This is a genomic window from Collinsella sp. AF18-8LB, assembly GCF_003459795.1.
Taxonomy (GTDB): domain Bacteria; phylum Actinomycetota; class Coriobacteriia; order Coriobacteriales; family Coriobacteriaceae; genus Collinsella.
On the sequence record NZ_QRWU01000002.1, the window covers coordinates 143,774 to 164,323 of the forward strand.

At 57.6% G+C, this 20,550-nt stretch carries 15 protein-coding genes and 1 pseudogene; 10 read left to right on the forward strand and 6 right to left on the reverse strand.

What is annotated here, in order from left to right; translation table 11 throughout:
- The first annotated feature begins 66 nt into the window (after positions 1-66).
- From DWX25_RS04300 to DWX25_RS04310, 3 genes and pseudogenes are all read left to right on the forward strand, one after another.
- Positions 67-684 (forward strand): annotated as a pseudogene (locus DWX25_RS04300) (GyrI-like domain-containing protein).
- Between the two features lie 79 nt (positions 685-763).
- Positions 764-979, forward strand: a complete 216-nt coding sequence (locus DWX25_RS04305; RefSeq protein WP_006720091.1) for a histidine kinase dimerization/phospho-acceptor domain-containing protein — start codon at positions 764-766, stop codon at positions 977-979.
- Positions 980-1,174: 195 nt separating this feature from the next.
- Complete coding sequence (locus DWX25_RS04310; protein ID WP_117794380.1) at positions 1,175-1,423, forward strand: transposase; 249 nt, start codon at positions 1,175-1,177, stop codon at positions 1,421-1,423.
- 248 nt (positions 1,424-1,671) lie between these two features.
- On the opposite strand, the gene DWX25_RS04315 is transcribed toward DWX25_RS04310, so the two are convergent.
- A complete protein-coding gene (locus DWX25_RS04315) occupies positions 1,672-2,562 on the reverse strand; it encodes a LysR family transcriptional regulator (protein ID WP_117734608.1) in 891 nt (296 codons plus the stop codon).
- A gap of 217 nt (positions 2,563-2,779) precedes the next feature.
- Here DWX25_RS04315 and DWX25_RS04320 point away from each other — a divergent pair, with 217 nt between their 5' ends.
- Both DWX25_RS04320 and DWX25_RS04325 read left to right on the forward strand, forming a co-directional pair.
- The gene (locus DWX25_RS04320; protein WP_117734607.1) at positions 2,780-3,835 is read left to right on the forward strand and encodes a YeiH family protein; all 1,056 of its coding nucleotides are present in this window, start codon (positions 2,780-2,782) and stop codon (positions 3,833-3,835) included.
- 189 nt (positions 3,836-4,024) lie between these two features.
- Complete coding sequence (locus DWX25_RS04325) at positions 4,025-4,462, forward strand: helix-turn-helix domain-containing protein (RefSeq protein WP_117734606.1); 438 nt, start codon at positions 4,025-4,027, stop codon at positions 4,460-4,462.
- A gap of 224 nt (positions 4,463-4,686) precedes the next feature.
- Here the strand turns inward: DWX25_RS04325 and DWX25_RS04330 are convergent, their stop codons facing one another.
- Together DWX25_RS04330 and DWX25_RS04335 are read right to left on the reverse strand one after the other, a co-directional pair.
- Positions 4,687-5,031: a DUF6508 domain-containing protein gene (locus tag DWX25_RS04330; protein WP_117734605.1), complete on the reverse strand. Its 345-nt coding sequence runs from the start codon at positions 5,029-5,031 to the stop codon at positions 4,687-4,689.
- A gap of 9 nt (positions 5,032-5,040) precedes the next feature.
- A complete protein-coding gene (locus DWX25_RS04335; protein WP_117734604.1) occupies positions 5,041-6,774 on the reverse strand; it encodes a DUF262 domain-containing protein in 1,734 nt (577 codons plus the stop codon).
- A gap of 287 nt (positions 6,775-7,061) precedes the next feature.
- On the opposite strand from DWX25_RS04335, the gene DWX25_RS04340 reads away from it, so the two are divergent.
- Together DWX25_RS04340 and DWX25_RS04350 are read left to right on the forward strand one after the other, a co-directional pair.
- Positions 7,062-7,592 carry a flavodoxin family protein gene (locus DWX25_RS04340; RefSeq protein ID WP_117807827.1) on the forward strand — a complete coding sequence of 177 codons (531 nt, stop codon included), beginning with the start codon at positions 7,062-7,064 and terminating at the stop codon, positions 7,590-7,592.
- Between the two features lie 383 nt (positions 7,593-7,975).
- Positions 7,976-9,184, forward strand: a complete 1,209-nt coding sequence (locus DWX25_RS04350) for an ATP-binding protein (protein WP_117734602.1) — start codon at positions 7,976-7,978, stop codon at positions 9,182-9,184.
- 90 nt (positions 9,185-9,274) lie between these two features.
- Here DWX25_RS04350 and DWX25_RS04355 read toward each other — a convergent pair whose 3' ends face one another.
- Entirely contained in the window at positions 9,275-11,515 is a 2,241-nt protein-coding gene (locus tag DWX25_RS04355; protein ID WP_117743331.1) for a DNA gyrase subunit A, read from the reverse strand.
- Between the two features lie 45 nt (positions 11,516-11,560).
- On the reverse strand, positions 11,561-13,558 hold the full coding sequence (locus DWX25_RS04360) for a type IIA DNA topoisomerase subunit B (RefSeq protein ID WP_117734600.1): 1,998 nt from the start codon (positions 13,556-13,558) through the stop codon (positions 11,561-11,563).
- A gap of 252 nt (positions 13,559-13,810) precedes the next feature.
- Between DWX25_RS04360 and DWX25_RS04365 the strand changes: the two genes are divergently transcribed.
- The 3 genes from DWX25_RS04365 (at position 13,811) to DWX25_RS04375 (ending at position 16,057) form a co-directional block, all read left to right on the forward strand.
- Positions 13,811-15,019 carry an ATP-binding protein gene (locus DWX25_RS04365; protein ID WP_117743330.1) on the forward strand — a complete coding sequence of 403 codons (1,209 nt, stop codon included), beginning with the start codon at positions 13,811-13,813 and terminating at the stop codon, positions 15,017-15,019.
- Between the two features lie 213 nt (positions 15,020-15,232).
- Positions 15,233-15,463, forward strand: coding sequence for a helix-turn-helix transcriptional regulator (locus DWX25_RS04370; protein ID WP_117743329.1), 231 nt, complete (start codon positions 15,233-15,235; stop codon positions 15,461-15,463).
- Positions 15,464-15,472: 9 nt separating this feature from the next.
- Positions 15,473-16,057 carry a hypothetical protein gene (locus DWX25_RS04375; RefSeq protein WP_117807825.1) on the forward strand — a complete coding sequence of 195 codons (585 nt, stop codon included), beginning with the start codon at positions 15,473-15,475 and terminating at the stop codon, positions 16,055-16,057.
- A 90-nt stretch (positions 16,058-16,147) separates the two neighbouring features.
- Here the strand turns inward: DWX25_RS04375 and DWX25_RS04380 are convergent, their stop codons facing one another.
- Positions 16,148-20,515 (reverse strand): hypothetical protein, encoded by a 4,368-nt coding sequence (locus DWX25_RS04380; protein WP_117807823.1) that lies wholly within the window; start codon positions 20,513-20,515, stop codon positions 16,148-16,150.
- Positions 20,516-20,550: the final 35 nt, after the last annotated feature.

A 20,550-nucleotide genomic window follows, 5' to 3' on the forward strand; every position in this document is an offset into this window, starting at 1 on the left:
GAAACAGGCCATGAGGTGCGGCGGCGCACTCGTGCCTGCGCGCAGCCATCTCCATCAGCGTCTACGGTGCGCTACAACATCGCGGGCAAACCGCCTGACAAGCCGAGCTTTCTGATCGTTCCGTCTATGAGCTACGTTGCCGTGCGGGGCAAGGGCGATCCCAATGCCGAAGGCGGCGCGTAGCAGAACGCGTTGCCGATGCCCTATGGCGTCGCCTATACCATCAAGATGTCGAAAAACGGCCCGCGAGAGATCGAAGGCTATTTCGACTTCGTCGTGCCTCCGCTCGAGGGCTTCTGGTGGCAAGACCACACCGATGGCGGGATCGATTACGCGCGGAAGGACGACTTCAACCTCATCTCATGCATCCGCCTGCCCGATTTCGTCACTCGCGAGGACTTCGACTGGGCCGTCTCGGAAGCCGCTGCCAAGAAGAAGCTGGACTTCTCGTCGGTCGAGCTGCTGAGGGTCGACGAGGGTCTTTGCATTCAGCGCATGCATACCGGGCCTTACAACGACGAACCGGCGACCATAGACGCCATGCGCACATTTGCAGCGGAACGGGGCTACGCCCCCGACTTCTCCGAAGCCTGTCTGCATCACGAGATTTACCTCTCCGACCCGCGCAAGTGCGCGCCGGAGAAGCTCAAGACCGTGATCCGTCATCCCATAAAGTTGATTTAGCGAAGCGAGTGACGCCGATCGCTTCGGCTTTTGGGCGCTCGCCGTGGCGTGGGCGGCAGCGGGACGTGCCCTGCGACCGGTGGCGGAGGCCGAGGCGCGGGAGCGCGCGTTCGTTTGCACCGCCTCGCACGACCTCGTCACCCCGCTCATGGCGGTGACCGCGAACTACGACGTGCTTGAAGCGGAGGCATCCGATCAGACCGGCCTTGCGTCCTGGGTCGCCAACATCCGTGCAGCGGCGGACGAGATGGCGACTCGCATTGCTGACATGCTCATGCACATGGGCGGCGACTAGCCAGGGCGAGCCCTGCAACGGGCATTATTATCCGGGAAGCGTTTGATTGCGAGACACGCCGGTGTGAGGGCCTGAGTCGTCAGGCCCCGCACAGGGGGACCGCGATGGTGGCCACCGCGCCGCCCGAGGGGCTGTTGGCGAGCGAGACGGAACCCCCATGGGCGCTCGCGGCCTCGGAGGCGGCGTGGAGGCCAGATGCACTCCAATGTCAGGGAGATGAAGACCGTGGCGAGGACGCTCAGGAAGGAGCGGGAGGGCATCCTGAACTGGTGGAAGAGGGGCTCCACAAACTCGTTCCTGGAAGGGCTGAACCCCGTCGTCCAGTCGGTCCGCAGCGCTGCAAGGGGCTTCAGGAGCATCGCCTATTTCAGGACGATAATCTTCCTCCGGCTGGGCCGCCTGGACTTCACGGCCCAGAAGAAGCTGACATGCGCTACCCACTAGAAACGTCGAAGAGCCCATTTTTGGCCTTCGGTGGCAAATACGAGCGCTTGCCATAAAAATGAGCGACGTCTCTACCTGCAGCTTGCCAAAATCGACCTCCGATGGCAATGGTAAAAGTGTCATCGGAGGCCTGTTTTGGCGTTGGTTTTTGCCACTGGAGGTCGATTTTGGTTTTTAGGCGCCATCGGAGGCCGTTTTTGGCGCGGAGCCGGGCTTCTGCCTGTGTACGTGCGCGGGCACTGCGGGCTTTATCGCCTCCAGGAGCGGGCGATTTCCTGGTAGCGGCGCGCAGCGAGGCTGCCACGTTGCCAGATCAGGCGAAAGTCGTGCTCGACAAAGAAGTCGCTTGGGGTGATGTCGCGCAGCTCGCCCTGATCGAGCTCGCGCTCAACCGCTGCGCGGTACAAAAACGTAATGCCAGTCCCCGCCCGGACGCACAGCTTGATGGCGGGGATGCTGGCGACCTCGAACGTGCCTGCGAAGTCGTCAAGATCGAGGTCGCGCGCGGCGAGGTGCTTCTCTAGGATCTCGCGCGTGCCCGACCCCGCTTCGCGTAGGATGAGCCTGCGGTCGAGTAGGCTGGCCATGGATACCGGCTTATAGGACGCGTCGAACTCATCTGCGCTCCCAACAGCTACATAGCGCTCGCGCGATACCGGGGCGGAGTCGAAGAGGGCCCTGTTAAAGGATCCTTCTACCAAGGCGAAATCAATAGTACCGGCCTCCAGGCCTTCCACAAGCTCCTGCGTGTTGCCAACGCTCATCTGCACCATCTCGTCGGGATGTTTTGCCATATGGCGGGCGAGTACGCGGGGAATCCAATAGTCGCAGATGGTGCGCGTGCAGCCAAAACGCAGGGGAGCCTTGGCGGGCTGCTCCAGCGTTAGGGCTTTCGCTTGCGCCTTGAGCCTCGTCTCATCGTTCTCCATTGTTTCGAGCGCTCGAAACAGCATCGCCCCCGCTTGCGTGAGCTCGCCGCGCCGGCCGCCCTTGTGGAAGAGGGCGCACCCGTAATGCGCCTCGAGCTGCCGGATATGCTGCGATACGGCGGGCTGGGTGATATGGAGCTCCGCTGCCGCCTGCGTGAAGCTGCCCAGCCTGCAGACCGTCAAGAACGTATGGGTGCGGTAATCCAGCACGTTGACTCCTATGCTCAAGAATCATCTATAACATCGTCCATATATAACAAATACTTATAGAGTGATAACCAATAGGGTGAAAAGAATTATAAGCCAAGGTAGTACTATCGCTATGCATTCAATCTTGGCTGTTTGCCGAGAGAGATTTGGGTTTATGTCGTAGGCGGCGGAGCGGTTCCGCGCATGCAGGGACGGCGCGTATAGAGAGGAAGAAGATATGGCGGAAAGAACGTGGGACAAGGTTCAAGATAGCTGGAGGGGCGTGGCGCTATGCCTGCTTATCGCTCTGCCGGCATGGTTTTTGGGCAAGCGCTTCGACGTGATCGGCGGGCCGGTCTTCGCCATCCTCATCGGTATGGTGCTGGCGCTGTTTATTAAGGACGACGCGGCGTTGCCGTTTGCGCCCGGTATCAAGTTCACCTCTAAGAAGATCTTGCAGTACGCGGTTATCCTGTTGGGCTTTGGCCTCAACCTTTCCCAGATCGCGCGCGTGGGCGCCCGTTCGCTGCCCATTATCGTGGCGACTATCACCACGTCGCTGGTGATTTCTTTCGCCCTGCATCGCGCCCTCAAGATCCCCACCAAGATTTCCACTCTGGTGGGCGTGGGGTCGTCAATCTGCGGCGGCTCGGCAATCGCGGCGACCGCTCCGGTTATCGATGCGGACGATGAGGAGATCGCGCAGGCCATCAGCGTCATCTTCTTGTTCAACATCATCGCCGCGCTTATTTTCCCGGCTCTTGGCGGCATGCTTGGCCTTTCAAACGAGGGCTTTGGCCTGTTTGCCGGCACCGCCGTCAACGACACCTCGTCCGTAACCGCCGCCGCTGCCGCGTGGGACGGCATACACCCTGGCGCCAATACGTTGGACGAGGCGACCATTGTGAAGCTCACCCGCACGCTCGCCATCATCCCCATCACGCTGGCGCTGGCATTTTGGCAGGTTCACAAGGCCAAGCGCGCCGCCGCGAACGGCGAGGGCGGCGAAGCTGCGGGCACGTTCGATATCAAGAAGATCTTCCCCTTCTTTATCCTCTTCTTTGTGCTTGCCAGCGTGATCACCACGGTCTTCGCGCTACCTGCGGGCGTGACCGCGCCCATAAAGGAGCTCTCCAAGTTCTTCATTGTTATGGCTATGGCGGCGATTGGTTTCAACACCAATATAGTCAAGCTGGTTAAGACGGGCGGCAAACCCATCTTTATGGGTCTGTGCTGCTGGATCGGCATCGCTCTGGTGAGCCTGGGCATGCAGCATCTGCTTGGCATTTGGTAGGCTATTGTCTTTAAAAGGAAAAAAGCATCGCGCGTTCTGCGCCTCGAAATCTCAGAAGGGGTTTCGAGGCGTTTTTTAGGGCGGCGGATTAGCATTCTGAGTGCAACGGCATGGGGCCTGCTCACGAGCGTGGCGCACTCCCGGGGGCTACGATGTTGGCTGTCTAGGTCAACGTCGGAGCGAGGGGACATGCGCCGCTACAGGCATCTTAGCGCCGAGGAGCGCGACAGGATAGCGGAGATGCACGCGAGGCATGAGGGGGTCTCGGCTATCGCCGCTGCGATAGGCAGGAACAAGTCCACGGTGAGCAGGGAGATCGCCAGGAACGGCCGGAACGGGCGCTACGGGGCCATCGCCGCCCAGTCGCGCTCCGACGCCCGCCGCAAGGCCTGCAGGCCCCGCAAGAGGCTCTCCGACCCGGCCCTCGCGGCCGAGGTGCGCAGGCGCATCGTCGACGACCGCCGGTCGCCCGAGCAGATAGACGGCAGGTCCCGCCTCGAGCGCGGCGGGCGCTGCGTCGTGAGCTTCTCCACCATCTACCGTGCCGTGAACGCCGGCGAGCCCGCCTATTCCGAAGGGGGCATACGGGCGGTATCCGCCCGCTATGATTCTCGTAGTTCATCTTGACCACGGGTTCATTTTAAGTAAGCAGTGCAGCTATGAGCTGAGGATAAAGCGCCACAGTGTGCCCCGCGCTCTCGACTTCTCGGTAGAAACGTGAGCCTTTGGTCAATGCATCTCAAGATTGAGCGATGGTTCCGCTTTTGATTTGGTGGCATGACGGAGTGCGACGGCATGGCATTGTCGCATCGCTGTGCTGTCGCAGCGCCAGACGTCTTCGTGGCCGCCGTTCAGCCCTCGTCGAGCTCCTTCAGCCGGAAGAGGCAGCGGTCCAGAAACCCGCTCCTGGCTTGCGCGGCAAGGAGTCCGTCGCAGAAGCGGTCGCCACGAACGCACCACGTGATGCATGCACGTATCAGGTCAATGTCCCCATGGTCGATGTCGCAGCTGTCTATGCCTTCCGAGGTGTCGATGCCATGGCGTTCAAGCGTCTCGAAGTAGCTGGTGTCCGCGAACCCGTCCAGTTCATAGAAATCGTCGACGAAATCCTCGAGTCCGAGCGTCCCGCCCCCAAGCTCGACATTCATGTTTCTGTCCTCCAGCTTGCCAGCGTGCTTGGTTAGTCTTTCGAACATGTTCGCTCCTTAGCTCAAAAGTCCGTTGTCGCCCAGGTAGTCCACGAAGGCATCGATGATCTGAGCCGTGCGAGTCGCGATGTCTATTTCGGTGAAGTCTCCCATGACTTGTGTCAGGCGCTTGAGTTCCGCGATCTTTGTTCCGGCTTTGCGCTTGCCATTGCCGTCGGTGTATCCCTCATAGTACTTGCGTTTATCGCAGAATCTGTAGTCGGCCGCGCGGATGTTTACACGCTTCTCGAGCAGCGCCTTGTTACCCAGCGCCTCCAGGTTGGATTGGTCGACGAGCGGGTCTACCTCGTTGCGCTTCTTGGCATAGATGTGCTCAATTTCGAGCGTAGTGTCTAGGTCCATGAGTGGTTGATCTGGGTCTGCGTACGCCCACCAAGTGAGCATGGACTTCGTTACAGGCCTGCCGTTGGTGAACACGTAGGTTCGGAATCGCTCAGCAATATTTGCGCGATTGAAGTGGTGGTTGGGAAACTCCACCGGGCGGTGCTCCACGATGTTGATCATCTCGGGATACACTGGCGAACGCAGCGCATTTACGCCGGGACGCTCAATGGCGTAGGCGAGAACGAATGCCGTGATCTTGTTTAGAAAGCCGTAGAGTGCCTCGTCATCGAGGACACTTTTGCTGTCGCGGTTGGCAAGGAACCAGACGCTTAGCAGATAGGTCCACATGCCGTTGGGGGCGTAGTTCAGCACGAAGAGCCTGCGGAGCACGCGCTCGCTGAACCCTTCCTGCGCGTCGACGCGTTTCCAGAAGCCGAGCAGCGCCTCGAGATCGTCGAGCGTGGCGTCCTCCTTGAGCATGGCGTAGCCATCGGCACCGAAGAAGTCGCGCAACGATGCGGTGGTCGTGTCGCGGATGCCTTTCTTCGCGCGGCGGTAGTACATATAGCGCGTAAATAGCTCATCGGTTGGTGTACCGCGCATGGGCCGGAAGATAGCGTTCGCTCCCTCCTCGAGCGCCTTCCAGCGACGGATGAACTCGTCCTTGCGCCCCGTGTCGGAATAATGCTTGTAGAACTGGCTTTTGAAGATGTCGGCATCCGAGAGAGGCAGCCCTCGGTCGTTTAGAGTCGAGAAGATGCGTAGCGCGGTGTCCTGCGACTCCGCTTCAATGGGTAACAGTATCACATTGTTGATGACGCGTGTGGCCATGTAGACGGTGTAGGTGGGCCACTCGCTCACCAGTTGTTCAATTTTCCTCTGGAAGAAAGCGAAGTTGCGGGCATAAGCGCTCTTCCAGCCATCGCCTACGTTGCCCTCTCGTAAAATCTCGAGGAATTCATTCTTGTCGTTGTCCGATGCAACCTCGGAGTCGATCTTGAGGCGCTCCATGTCGGGCTCGTCGAACTCGTCGGTTTTCCATACACAACGGGCGATTGCCTCGCGCATCTTCACAGACTGCTTATCCTTCATGTTGGTGAACTTGTCGTAGAACGCGCGGAGCAGCAGCATGATGGTGGTGAGGCGCTGCTGGCCGTCAATGATCTCAAGTTGGCCAGAGAGGTTCTTAAAGGTGACGATGGGCCCTAGAAAGTATTCGTCGTTTTCGCTGTCGAAACGCTCGTAGTCATCGCCTGGAAAAGCGAACGAGAACAGGTCATCCCACAGCGTTGCGCATTCATCCTCGCCCCAGGCGTAGGGCCTCTGGTAGTCGGGGATGAGGAAGTCTGATCGCTTATCGGTGAGAAGATCGCGAATCGATCGCTGGTCGATGTTGAGCTTGGACATGAGCTGTACCTTCCGCGCAGGAACAATCAAGATGACACGGATTATATCGCCGAAGTCGTCATTCGCTCCATTGCTGAGAGTTATTGAATCTAGCAACCTCTGGCCAACCCTTACGGTTTCATGTCGTGATCCATATCGGCGCTGATCAATGCCCGTGATGCTTCTGCTTGCACCTTCTTTGGAGGGCACGAACGAGAGATGCGGTCTACAGACGACTGAATAGCTCCATTCGTTTTGGTTACAAGAAAACATGCTGCGCGCCTGCGGCATGAAGGAGAGGGAATCCTATGAAAATCGTTGTATTGAGCGGCAGCCCGCGCAAGGGCGCCAATACCGACACCATGGTTGAGGCGTTTGCCGAGACCGCGCGTGAGGGCGACAATGCGGTCGAGGTCGTCCGCGTTGCCAGCAAGAAGATCGCCGGCTGCTTGGGATGCCAATACTGCTTCGCCCATGAGGGCGTCTGCGTGCAGAAGGATGACATGGCCAACGTGATCGAGTCGCTGAAAGATGCCAACATGGTCGTCTTTGCTTCGCCTATCTACTGGTTTGATATCACTGCGCAGGAGAAGGCCGCCATCGACCGCCTGTACGCCTTCGGTGCCACGGGATTCCCGTTCACCAAGACGGCTCTTTTGCTCGATAGCCACAGCGAGGGCGTCTATGATGCGGCGATCGCTATGTACAAGTCAGCCTGCGCGTACTGCAAGTGGGAGGACCAGGGCATTGTCACCATTAGCGGTATGACCGAGCGCGACAGCATGGCCTCCTCGCCCAAGCTGGAAGAGGTGCGAGAGCTCGCTCGCAAGCTCGCCTAAGGACAAGAAGAACGCATGGCACTCAGCGTTATTTGAAGTATTTGCCGTCCTTGCCAGGTGAATCGTTGATTGCCATGCGTCGATGCCCTTGCGGACAATCTCGGCGTGCTAAAACGCCTTCTCGCTCAGGAACTCCTTGAACGCGGGGATGTCGAAGCCGACGAGGCCACGTCCACGTTCCCCGATAACGCCGTCCTCGAGGAGGCGGCGTTTGTATTGGCTTGCGTAGTTGCTGGCGACGCCCATACGCTTGGCAATTTCTGAGACCCTGCTGGGGCCAGAATCGGGCAGAAGACTGTGAGTGAAAAGCGGGAGTAGCGCTCCCGATTTTGACCAATTAACGTTTGTACGAGATAATAGACTCCATAACGGGAGGCGATTGTATGTACATCGAGCGCGAAATTGAACAGACGATAGATTCGATGCTGGGACAGGGAAAAGTTGTCTTGGTGACCGGAGCGCGCCAAGTTGGGAAGACGACGGTTCTCAAGCAACATCTAGGCGACCGATTCGACTATGTTTCGATGGAGAACCCGCGGGATTATCTTCTTGCAAAAGAGGACGCCGCCCTGTTTTTCGAGTCTCATGATCTGCCGATCATCATTGATGAGATTCAGCGAGTGCCTGAGCTTTTTTCTCCGGTGAAGTGGGTTGTCGATCAATCAGAGGAGAAGGGCCGAATCGTCCTCACGGGATCCCAGACATATCACCTTATGAAAGGGGTGAGCGAATCCTTGGCGGGGAGGATTAGAATTCTGGAGATGCCCTCTTTAAGCTTGCGCGAACTCGTTGGTGGTCCCCAGGGCCCTCGTCCGTATATCCCCAAAAAGGTTTCCTTGGCCTCTAAGATGTCTTCGGGAAATATTTGGAACATCATCCATAGGGGTTCGATGCCCGAACTGCAAGACCCAACTATCGATTGGGACTCCTATTATTCCGACTACGTTGCCGCATATCTCGAACGCGATGTTCGCGATCTTGTAAACGTAAAGGATGAGGCGAAGTTCTACAGCTTTATGGTCGCGTGCGCAGCGAGAACGGGGCAACTGTTAAATGCCACCGATATTGGAAACACCGTTGACGTCGACCGTAAGACGGTGAAGGCTTGGCTCTCGGTTTTGCAGGCGTCGAACATCGTTCGGATTGTCGAGCCCTTTTGGCCTAATGTCGATAAGCGTCTGACCAAGACCCCTAAGATATTCTTTATGGATACAGGTCTTGTTTGTCATCTAACGAGGTGGATAACGCCGGAGCAATTGCGTAATGGGGCCGCGGCGGGGCATATATTTGAGACGTTCGTTGTCTCGGAAATTTTGAAGAGCTTTATGAACACGGGGAAGAGCCTTCGCGACGTATGGTTCTATCGAGACCAAAAGAAGCGCGAAATTGATTTGCTCATCCAAGAGGGCCATATTCTCCATCCCGTCGAGGTGAAGATGTCGGCCACGGTGGGCAAAGATGCGGTGAAGAATTTTTCCTGTCTCGAGGGCCTGACCGGCTATGAAATTGGGTTTGGACACGTTGTCTGCCAAACCCCGGATCCATACCTTATTACCAAGGATGTCCAAGCGATTCCTGTGTGGGGCATATGATATACGTTGCAACGAGCGGGGCACGGAGCGCGATGTTGCTGCGTTCCGGGCCCCACCGTTTTAAGAGCTTATGGCGGTTCTGCCGTTGTTTTAGTCAAACAGGCTCGGCATGTCGTTTTCCTTCATGAGGGCACCGGCAGAAGGCAGGCTCTGCGCAGTGAACTTTTCGGCCGAGACACCGGCACCAAGAATCTCTTCGGTCGTGCCGATGGTGGTGACCGAGCGGCCCTTCTTGGCCGTGAAAGCCTGGACGCCCTGCGTGTTGGTGGTCGTCTTGGTCTTAAGCAGCGACGTGTTGAAGTTCATCAAACGATAGTCGCTCGAGACCAGCGCGATGTCGCGATCTTCCTTGAGCACCTGCGCATACAGCAGCTTACTGCCGCCGTAGATGGCGTTCTTAAGGCGCTTGCGGTTGGTCTTGGTGACGTATCCGGCAAGTGCGACGCGCACCACACGGCCGTTCTCAAAGACAAACAGTACGTCGGCTTTGTAATCCTCGGGGTCGATGACCCAGAGCACGCTCTCGTCGGGTTCCATTTCGAGGTCGGTCGGCAGGTATGAGCCCAGCTGGGCCGACTTGGTATCCTCAAACGCCGCAACCTTGCACTTGTATACCTGGCTCTTGTTGGTAAAGACCAGCAGCTCGTGAGTGTTGGAGGACGGGAACTCGATAAAGGGTTTGTCGCCGTCCTTGTACTTGAGTGTGGTCGCCTTCTTGAGCACGCGGTCCGTCATCTTCTTAAGGTAGCCATCGCGCGAGAGCATGATAGTGACCGGGTACTCCTCGACCTCGGGCTCCAAGCTTACTTCGATAACCTCATGGGGCTCGATCCTGCCCGTGCGGCGCGGCATCACGTACTTCTTGTTGACCGCGGCCAGCTCGTCGCTGATGACCTTCTTGATGTTCTCCTCGCTGGAGAGGATCTCCTCGAGCTCGGTAATCTCGCCCTCGAGTTTTGCGATGTCCTTGGTGCGGTTGAGGATGTACTCCTCGTTGATGTTGCGGAGCTTAAGCTCGGCAACAAACTCGGCCTGGGTCTCGTCGATGTCGAAACCCTTCATAAGGTTGGGCACGACCTCGGCCTCAAGCTTGGTGCCGCGAATGATGGCGATGGCCTTGTCGATGTCGAGCAGGATCGCCTCGAGGCCGTGCAGCAGGTGCAGGCGCTCGGACTTTTTGCCCAGGTCAAAGTTAATGCGGCGACGCGTGGACTGAATGCGCCATGCGACCCACTCGTGCAGGATCTGGCGCACGCCCATAACGCGGGGGTAGCCGTCGACCAGCACGTTGAAGTTGCATGAGAACGAGTCCTGCAGCGTGGTTGAGCGGTAGAGCTTGGCCATGAGCTTATCGGGGTCGACACCGCGCTTAAGGTCGATTGCGATGCGCAGGCCCGAAAGGTCGGTCTCGTCGCGGATGTCGGCGATCTCTTTGACTTTGCCCTCTTTGGAGAGCTTGACGATGCGCTCGATGATGACATCGGTCTTGGTGGTGTAGGGAATCTCGTAGACCTCGATGATGCGCTCTTCGGGAATCCAGCGCCAGCGGGAGCGAATCTGGAAGCTGCCAAGGCCGGTCTCGACGATCTTCTCCATCTCCTCGCGGCGGTAGATGATCTCGCCGCCGGTCGAGAAGTCGGGCATGGGCATGTACTCGAGCAGGTCGCAGTCGGGATCCTGCAGGTAGTGCATCGTGGCAGTGCAGACCTCGTTGAGGTTGAAGCCGCAGATGTCGGATGCCATGGCGACGCCGATGCCCTTATTGGCCGAGACGAGGATGTTGGGGAACGTGGTGGGCAGCAGGCGCGGCTCCTTCATGGCACCGTCGTAGCTGTCAACAAAGTCGACCGGGTCCTTGTCGATGTCCTTGAAGATCTCGGCGCTGATGGGCGCGAGTTTGGCCTCGGTATAACGCGAGGCGGCGTAGCTCAGGTCGCCCGAATAGTACTTGCCAAAGTTGCCCTTTGACTCCACGAAGGGGGCAAGAAGCGCTTCGTTGCCGGTGGCCAGGCGCACCATCGTCTCGTAGATCGCGCCGTCGCCGTGCGGGTTGAGCTTCATGGTCTGGCCCACGATGTTGGCGCTCTTCTGGCGCTCGCCCTTGAGCAGGCCCATCTTGTACATGGTGTAGAGTAGCTTGCGGTGCGAGGGCTTAAAGCCATCGATCTCGGGGAACGCACGCGACACGTTAACGCTCATGGCGTAGGGCATGTAGTTGACCTCGAGCGTCTGCGTGATCGGCTGGTCAGTGACCTCGGAGTGCAGGCCGATGACGTTCTCGGCGTTGACCTGCTTTTTCTTTGGCTGGTTCTTCGTCTTCTTCTTTGCCACGATTTCCTCTTGAACTTCTTATGGGCCGTCGTTATTGATTTGCTGCTACTGCAGATCTAGCTGGTCCAGGTATTCCTTGCCGTGCTCGGAGATATGGCGCTTACGGCCCGCCTCGTCGTTGCCCAGCAACAGGTTGAACATGGTTTCCATCTTGGTGACGTCCTCGGACTCCACCTTGATCAGGCGGCGCGTTTCGGGGTTCATGGTGGTGAGCCACATCATGTCCGGATCGTTTTCACCAAGACCCTTGGAGCGGTTGATGGAACACTTCTGGCCGCCAATCTCTTTGAGGATGCCGTTTTTCTCGAGTTCGGTGTAGGCAAAGTAGGTTTTCTCTTTGCAGTTGATCTCGTAGAGCGGCGACTCGGCGATATACACGTACCCCTCGTCGATAAGCGTGGGCACCAGGCGGTAGAGCATGGTGAGCACGAGTGTGCGGATGTGATAACCGTCGACGTCGGCATCCGTACAGATGATGACCTTGTTCCAGTTGAGGTTGTCCAAGTCGAAGGCACCAAGGTTCTTGATGCGCTTGTCCTTGATCTCCACGCCGCAGCCCAGCACGCGCATGAGGTCCATGATGATGTCGGACTTAAAGATGCGCGGATAATCCTCCTTCAGGCAGTTGAGGATCTTGCCTCGGACGGGCATAACGCCCTGGAACTCGGCATCGCGCGACGTGCGGATGGCGCCTGCTGCCGAGTCGCCCTCTACGATGTAGATCTCGCGACGGTTCTTGTCCTTGGAACGGCAGTCGATGAACTTCTGCACGCGGTTGGCCATGTCGGTCTTCTGCTGCAGATTGGTCTTAATGCTCTGACGCGTCTTCTCGGCGTTCTCGCGCGAGCGCTTGTTGATGAGTACCTGCTCCATGATCTTGTTGGCGGCGTCTTTGTTCTCGATCAAGTAGGTCGAGAGGCGCTCCTTAAAGAATGCCGTCATGGCCTGCTGGATAAAGCGGTTATTGATGGCCTTCTTGGTCTGGTTTTCGTAGGACGTCTGAGTGGAGAAGCAGTTGGTCACCAGTACCAGACAGTCCTGAACGTCTTGCCACTTAATGCCGCTCTCGTTTTTGTTGTACTTGCCTTGGCCCTTAATGTAGGCATCGATGGCGCTGGTCAGAGCACTGCGCGCGGCCTTCTCGGGCGAGCCGCCGTTCTCGAGCCATGATGAGTTGTGGTAGTACTCCTGCATCATGAAAGTGCGCGAGAAGCACATGCAAGCAGTGATTTTTACGTTGTAATCGGGCAGGTCCTCGCGATCGCGACCGCGACGATCGGCCTCAATAAAGAAGGGCTCGGTAAGGTAGTCGGTACCGACCTTCTCAAGCACGTAGTCCTCGATGCCCTTGGGATAGCAAAAATCCTCTTCGGAAAACTCGCCATCGTCACCCTCAATGCGCAGGCGGAAGGTCACGTTGGCGTTGACCACGGCCTGGCGGCGCATGGTCTCGCGATACCAGTCGTGGGGAATGCTGATCGAGGTAAAGACCTCAAGATCGGGGCGCCACTTGATAGTGGTGCCGGTGCGGTTCTCGTCGCTGGGCTCAATCTCGAGTGCCTTCTTCTTGGCGCCGACAACCTTGCCCTTCTTAAAGTGCAGGGAGTACTTGTTGCCGTCGCGCCAGACGGTGACGTCCATGTACTCGGAGGCGTACTGGGTCGCGCACGAGCCCAGGCCGTTGGTGCCGAGCGAGAAGTCGTAGTCGCCGCCCTGGTTGTTGTTGTACTTGCCGCCGGCGTAGAGCTCGCAAAAGACGAGCTCCCAGTTAAAGCGCTTCTCGGAGGGGTTCCAGTCGAGCGGGCAGCCACGGCCGTTGTCCTCTACCTGAATAGAGCCATCGCGAAAAGCGGTGAGGGTGATGAGCTTGCCGTAGCCCTGGCGCGCCTCGTCAACGGCGTTGGACAGGATCTCGAAGGCGGCATGCGCACAACCGTCGAGTCCGTCCGAGCCAAAGATGACGGCGGGGCGCAGGCGTACGCGCTCCTCGTCCTTGAGCTGGCGGATACTGTCGTTACCATAGTTTGCGGTGTTTTTTGCCATACTCGCTCTCTCGGTGCTCCTTTGCTGCGTTTAAGTCATATAGATAGTCAAAGTAGCATAGCCCAGCCCACAGACGATTCCACCCAACACGAAATCCATCGAACAATCGTTCGTGGTATATTGATTGATGTTACTTTATTGGGAGAAATAGCTAAATGAAATCAAGAGTTATTTGATTTCATTTAGTAGAATAAGACATATATTAAACGAAAACGAATCAAGAGAGCTTTTATTTAATAGAACGGTGAAGATATGAAGATTATCGAACGTCCTCAATATATGGAAGCGCTTCTTGGCGCTAAGGGAACGCCGGACATCAAGGTTATTACCGGCATTCGTAGGTGCGGCAAATCTGTTCTACTGGAAGCTCTTGCTGATCGCTTTCGTGAGGCCGACCCCGATGCCAATATTATCCGCATCAATTTCAATCTCCTCGAATTCGAGGAACTAACGGATTATCGAGCATTGCATCGCTACGTTGAGGAAGGCTATTGCGAGGGCCTCGATAACATTGTGATGATCGATGAGGTGCAAACCTGCGTTGGGTTCGAAAAAGCGGTCAATAGCCTTCATGCATCGGGAAGATACGATATCTACGTTACTGGCTCCAACGCTTTCTTGCTTTCGAGTGATTTGGCGACGCTTTTTCGCGGGCGGACATATGAGGTTGAAGTATTTCCGTTTTCCTTGCTTGAGTTTTCGACATATCACGAAATTCATAACCCGGACGAAGCGCTTGACCGATATTTGAGAGAGGGCGGAATGCCTGGCTCATATTTGTATCCTAGCGAGCGAGCTCGCTATCGATATATTGCGAACGTGCTAGATGTCTTGGTTTTGCGTGATGTGGAAGAAAAGCATGGGGTTCGTAACAAGGTGCAGCTAGAACGTGCATGCGATTTCCTAATGGACAATATCGGTAACATATCTTCTGTTAGCGGGATTGTGGCTGCGCTGGATGCTGCCGGAACACGCGTTTCCGTGGCAACGCTCGCCCAGTACCTCGGATATTTATGCCAGGCCTTTGCGTTCTATCGAGTGCGCCGCTATGACGTAGGCGGTAAAAAGTACCTCACTTCGGGTGATAAATACTATTTATCGGATCATGCAATCAGATACGCAAAACTGGGCACTAAAAAGCTCGACTTCGGGCACGTATATGAAAATATGGTCGCCATAGAGCTCCTAAGACGCGGTTGGGAAATCTATGTCGGGGTGCTTTATAAGAAGGAAATCGACTTCGTGGCAATTCGTCGCGATGAGCGAGTGTATATCCAAGTTAGCGATGACATTTCGCGTCAGGAGACTTTTGAACGCGAAGTGGCACCCCTGCTTGCGATACGTGATGCGTATCCCAAAATGGTCATTGCGCGAACAAAGCACGAGGCTGTTGATTATGAGGGGATTAAGGTGGTCGACATCGCCCGATGGCTGATGGGGGAGGGGCCGGATGTCGAATAGCGGACAGTGATAGTTTACGCTCGCGTTTACTCGGACAAAACCGAGTCGGTTTTGTCCGAGTAAGTTTGAATAGCGAATCGAAATTGTTATGTCCACATGGCGATGGCGGACATGGTTTCCATAATGACAGATATAGTTGACATCTTGTGAAGGATACAATATATTTCTGTCATGTTGCAACGGATATCTGTCCATTACTACGAAAGGAACTCCATGCCGGGCAAAAAGAACCTACGCATGAAGGCGGCGCGCGCGGCGGTTGGCCTTTCGCAAGCTGACTTGGCCCAGGCCGTGGGCGTTACGCGCCAGACCATCGGCCTGATCGAGGCGGGCGGCTACAACCCCACGCTCAATTTGTGCGTGGCAATCTGTAAAGCGCTACGCGTTACGTTGAACGACTTGTTTTGGGAAGACGAGAGCGACGTCGACCCTAATACTCTTTAGGAGTTCGCTATGAAATATGAAGATCTGAAAATCGTGCAAAAGTGGCGTGAATATGCCGGCCCAAAGGATGAGCGCCTGGAGGCTGAGAACGCGAAGATCTACAAGATTGGTTTCGTGCTGCTTTCGTTTGGCATGTTGATGATCTTTTTCTACCAGTTTATAGCTCGACAGGTTGCGTGGGTTCACAGCGACGCTAGTGAAATGCCGCATGGCTTTGCAACGCCGTTCGAGGCAGCCATGTATTTGTGGCTCGTTATCGTGATGTTGATTTGCGCAGGACTGCAAACGCGGAAGGGCTATGTCGATACCAATCGTTTTGGGCAAACCGAGCATCTTCCTGTTGGATATTTCCTGCTTGTCAGCGGTCTTAGCGGCGCCGCGTTCGCGCTTGTTATTGCCGCAATGCGCTGTGTCGCTGAGGCGCAGATCGTACCGCTCGAAAGCGTCTTTTGGTTGGCGAACCTGGCCACGGGCGTGTTCTGCGGTGCGACGATTTTCGCGGCCACGTTTGCTGTCCTGTGCGCAACGTTTTTCACGGCGAAAAGACGCCGTGCCAAGCTCGAGGCAGAACTCGACTCCTCAGACGACATTTAATGCGCAATGGGCTGGCTCTGGGTATTCAGAACCAGCCCATTTTGATGTTCGATGAGCCGAGTCGGCGTCTCTCACAATAGTAACTAGGAGCTAGCGAGGCCTATCCGAATTGACCTTATGAGCGGCGTCGGTTTCGAGCGCCGTGCGGCGGGCGCTGTAGGCGACGAGGCCGGCGCCTGCCGCGGCGAGTGCTGCAGCGGCTGCCGTAAGGGGAGCGTTGACATCGCCCGTGCCCGCAAGCGCGCCCACTTTTCCGGAGCGCTTGTTATTGCCGTGGTCCTTGCCACTGCCGGAGCTGCTTCCGCCGGAGCCGCCGCCCTCGTCAGCGCCGCCGCCACTCGAGCCACCATCGCCGTCTGCTGTCATCGGGGCGTCATGAAGCCCTGTCGTATTCGCGCTGTCGCATACGCCGACCTGAACTTCTGAGCGCTCGCATGCCGCGTCGGGTACATGAAGCTCGTGCAGTACGGCGCCCAGCGTCGAGTTTGCGCCCGGTCGAATTTCCTCGAACGTTACGGGATCGAGTGCCACCAGGTCACGCGCCTTCGCATACAGCGTGACGCGTTTGCCCACCTCGTCGCCCCAGCTCTCCGGGATGGCAAAGCTCATGCGGAATTGTGCCGTGCAGCCCGGTGCCAGCACGGCGTTTCCATTGTCGGCAACCAGCGGGTGCGTTGCAAAACGTGTGCCCAGCGTCTCGAGCGCGTACTTCACGTGTGCCATGTCGTTGGCCGAAGCGTCCTCGGCAAGCTCCGGATCGTAGATCGATGCCGTGCGTGCGTTCGCTCCGAATCCGATGGATGCGCTGGAGAACGGCTGGTTGGAACCCTCTCGGTACAGATCGATCGTTCCGGCGGTCAGCAAGGTGTTGCCGTCGTTTCGCACCGTGACCATGAAGGATTCGCCTGCCGCTCCGGGCACCACCGCGCCCGAGGTAGCGACCGCGCCCGTTGGAGTGGCACACGCCACCAAGGGCACTTCGATGCCGTGCAGCTCTGCCTCGCTCTTCTCCACGCTCACAATGTGCGTGGCGAGCGCGGAGAGCATACCACCCGACGTCAAAAATGTCGTTATCTGATCGACGGGATGGTCCAGTTCGCACATCACGAACGGCTCCGTGAACAGATCGCCTGCCAAGGTGCTGGCGAAGATGCGGAAGTGCTTGCCCATCACTGCTACCGGGTTGCCTTCTTCGTCGTAGGTTTGTCCCACCTTGCCATCGGTGTTCTCTACATAGAGCACGCACCTGCCGTTGTTGCTCACGCTAAACGATGCCGGGCCACAGCCTGCGGCGCCCACGGGCTGCGTTGCAAATGCCGATGCGCCTCGCGTCCAAGTAATATGCTGCAGTTGCTCGTTGACGGTTGCCAAAAAGCCCGAATGTTGTGGCCACGGCACCGCACAGGATACCGTGGCGTCTGGTGACATAACGTCCCAGGCCGCAATGGACTGGCCGATCACGGCGTATGATGCGCAGCCGCAACCGTCTGCGGTCTCGTACGCAACGGGCACCACCATTTTGCCGTTGATATTTTCGGGTGCGCCCAGCTCGATGCTCGACGGTGCTTGCGGAAAGCGGAGAACTTGGCGGAACGTCAGGCTGTCGCCCGAAACGTCTGACCACAGGGTAAAGCACTCCAGCGCAACCTCAGCCTCGCTGCCGAGCGCCTTTTCTGCGGTGGTTCCGTGGCGGTGGAGGTAGGCACCCGACAGGCGCCCGTCGACCACCGTCTTGCCCACCGTGATACGCGGGCACTGCAGGCAATGGTAGCCATCCTCTTGCAGGCGGCCGCGCGAGATGCTGCGCCATGACGTATGCGACACCACGCGGGTCTCGTCATTACTTATGCGCAGGCGCACAACGGACAGTATGCCGGCTGTGCTTGCCGTATCGAAAAGGGTGTTGTCGCCGGCGGGGCGCTCGCCCGAGACCAGCAGCACGTAGGCGTCCCGGTTTCCTCTACCGTCCGTATATTTCACCACGTCGAAGTCGTAATCGTATATGCTGTCGCGCTCCACGTCGCTCTCGCCAAACCCAAGGGGAAAGTCCACGGGCGTGGGAGCGGACCACGTGCCGTTTGCCTTTGTGTGCACCACCAGGCGCGAGCGGCCATTGTCGCCGTAGCGCACCGAGGCGATGCGGAATAGACACTCCACGCCGGCAATCATCATTAGCTTCATGTGGGCTTCGCTGAGCACGCCGGAAAACAGTACGTTGTCGCTTGAGGGTTTTATGCCGCCACGCTCGTCCTCTGACACGCCGGCAGAATTGGCGTTGGGGTCCGCAACGGCGTTCGTTGCCTGACCGATATAGGTGTACTCATACATCGGCGCGGCGTTTTCGTCGTTCTCTATCAGTGCATGGACGAAATGCTCGATCTGTCCCGTGTCGTCGCTTTCTGCATCCGCTTCGAGCTCAATGCGCGTGACCGCTTGATCCCAATCGCGCACGACAGGCGCGACGTTTACGGCAGTGGCCTTAACCTCGGCGCGTGCGAGCAGCTCGGCGTTAGTGACGATGGTGGCCGATGCGATAAATTGCGGCACACCACCTGCCTCGGCGTTGCCGGCTGAGCCGAATCGGGCATCCAGCGTATAAGGTGTATCTCCACCCAAGGCCAGCTCAGAGCCCTGGAGCACATACTGATCGCCATTGTTCACTGACATATCCCACGAATCGGCGAGTGTGGGCCACGATCCCGACCAAGCCTTGGTGGTCCACTTGAACATTACGAACTGGAGTATCACGTCGACATCGACGTCTGCACCTACGCGCAGTCGCGGAAGCTGGTGTCCATCTGCCTTCTCGTACCCAATGAACAGCGTGAGGGATGCGGCGCCGCGCACGGCAGACGAAGCGACGCCTGCAACGCCGGCGCCAAAGGTGACGGCAAGCCCGATCTGGATGGTGAACGAGCCCGACGTGTTTGAATAGTCGAGCGAAATGTTTTTAAAAAACGCCGCGCCGCTGCCGTGCGTGTGGGCACCCACGGCGAGCGCCAGCTTCGCCAGCACCCAGGGGTTGACGTTTAGGAAAAAGGGCACTGGTCCCAAGGTGAACTGTTCGGTCCAGTTGAGGTCGGTTCTTACCTGGAAGAGGGCCTTAATATTGCCATATGTGGGATCGTTGTTGTCACCCCAGGTCTTGCCCACCCAATCGTAGGCGAGCGAGCCGTACAGCTGCGTGGCGATATCCATCGTGAACAGCGGAGTGCAATGGTGGCGAAGGAGCTTGGTGTTCCTTGGATCGGTACCCGAACCAGCACTCATGCTCTTGTACTGATTCCACTTCCCCTCCATCTTGTCGAGGTAGCGGGTTGCCTGCTTGGCGCCCGACTCACGCGGTGACTTCTTCCAGTACTCCGGATCCGGATTGCCCGAATCGTTCATATAGCTGGCTGGTTTGTATCCTCCGCCAAACAGTACGTACCCGGCAAACGAGAAATCGAACAGAATGGGGAACGAGGGCATCCAGCAGGTGAACTTGTTGCCGCCGATGCCGGGAAACGCCGCTGGGAAATCAAACGGAGTGATCTCTTGGTCCATAGTGGTGGGAATAATGGTGGCCGAGCCCGATTCCGACTTTGCGGCCGGCGCGGTGACAACGGCCATAGGGGATGAGAGCGTGTAGGTTTTGCCCTGATAGTCGAGGACAAAGCGCAGCTTGCACCCTTCTTCCAGAAGGCCCGATGCCGGATCGAGGAACTTGTCTTCGAGTGTGAACGTTGCCAGATTATCCGAACCCGATGCGCTGGCCTTGATCTGACCGATCTGCGTGACGGTTTCGGGCGAACTGCCCGCGGCAGGCGTCACTTTGTTGATGCGCAGCGTTGCCTGTCCACCCTGTGGCAGATGTGCCTGCACGGTAAAGGCGTGCGTATCGGGCTGCTCGTTTGCCGTGTCGTCCTTCGGCAATGCCATGAACGTGGCTTCAGCGTATTGGATGTCCCATTCGTCGAATGTGAGCTGGCGGAAGTACGGCTCGCCGTCGGAAAGCGGACGCGTGGGCGCGGTTATGGCGGTGCCGCCCTGGATACGCGCAAGGGGAATCTCGACATCGCGGTAGCCCGCCATGCTAATGGAGATGCCGCCGTTAAAGTCGTACGCGTCGAGAAGCGTTGCCTCGTCCACGTAGCCTTCCGAAAGCGGCGCGACCTCAAAGATGGCCGTGCCCTCATCGTCGGTCGTGGCGGAGAGCTGCTTGCCCGCGGCATAACGCGACGCGAGCGTGACCTGCGCTCCCTTGACGGGCATATTCTTGTTGGCGACGTCGACCACGACCACACCAAACATGGTGCGCGAGAGAACGAGCACCCTGAAGGGGTCTTTTTCGTCGGCATAGGCTTCGGTGGGCGCGAACGGCAGCAGGAAGGCATTTTCGCTTCCCGGCACGCGAGGCAACATGATGCTCGCTAGCGAGGACGCTCCGGCAACAAGTAACGAACGGCGATCAAGCATCTTGGGCTCCCATCCCGCAGGTATCGGTGGAAATA

Coding starts and splice junctions, on each gene's coding strand:
- DWX25_RS04310 (WP_117794380.1), top strand. CDS start 1,175: ATGCACTCCAATGTCAGGGAGATGAAGACCGTGGCGAGGACGCTCAGG.
- DWX25_RS04320 (WP_117734607.1), top strand. CDS start 2,780: ATGGCGGAAAGAACGTGGGACAAGGTTCAAGATAGCTGGAGGGGCGTG.
- DWX25_RS04325 (WP_117734606.1), top strand. CDS start 4,025: ATGCGCCGCTACAGGCATCTTAGCGCCGAGGAGCGCGACAGGATAGCG.
- DWX25_RS04330 (WP_117734605.1), bottom strand. CDS start 5,031: ATGTTCGAAAGACTAACCAAGCACGCTGGCAAGCTGGAGGACAGAAAC.
- DWX25_RS04335 (WP_117734604.1), bottom strand. CDS start 6,774: ATGTCCAAGCTCAACATCGACCAGCGATCGATTCGCGATCTTCTCACC.
- DWX25_RS04340 (WP_117807827.1), top strand. CDS start 7,062: ATGAAAATCGTTGTATTGAGCGGCAGCCCGCGCAAGGGCGCCAATACC.
- DWX25_RS04350 (WP_117734602.1), top strand. CDS start 7,976: ATGTACATCGAGCGCGAAATTGAACAGACGATAGATTCGATGCTGGGA.
- DWX25_RS04360 (WP_117734600.1), bottom strand. CDS start 13,558: ATGGCAAAAAACACCGCAAACTATGGTAACGACAGTATCCGCCAGCTC.
- DWX25_RS04365 (WP_117743330.1), top strand. CDS start 13,811: ATGAAGATTATCGAACGTCCTCAATATATGGAAGCGCTTCTTGGCGCT.
- DWX25_RS04370 (WP_117743329.1), top strand. CDS start 15,233: ATGCCGGGCAAAAAGAACCTACGCATGAAGGCGGCGCGCGCGGCGGTT.
- DWX25_RS04375 (WP_117807825.1), top strand. CDS start 15,473: ATGAAATATGAAGATCTGAAAATCGTGCAAAAGTGGCGTGAATATGCC.
- DWX25_RS04380 (WP_117807823.1), bottom strand. CDS start 20,515: ATGCTTGATCGCCGTTCGTTACTTGTTGCCGGAGCGTCCTCGCTAGCG.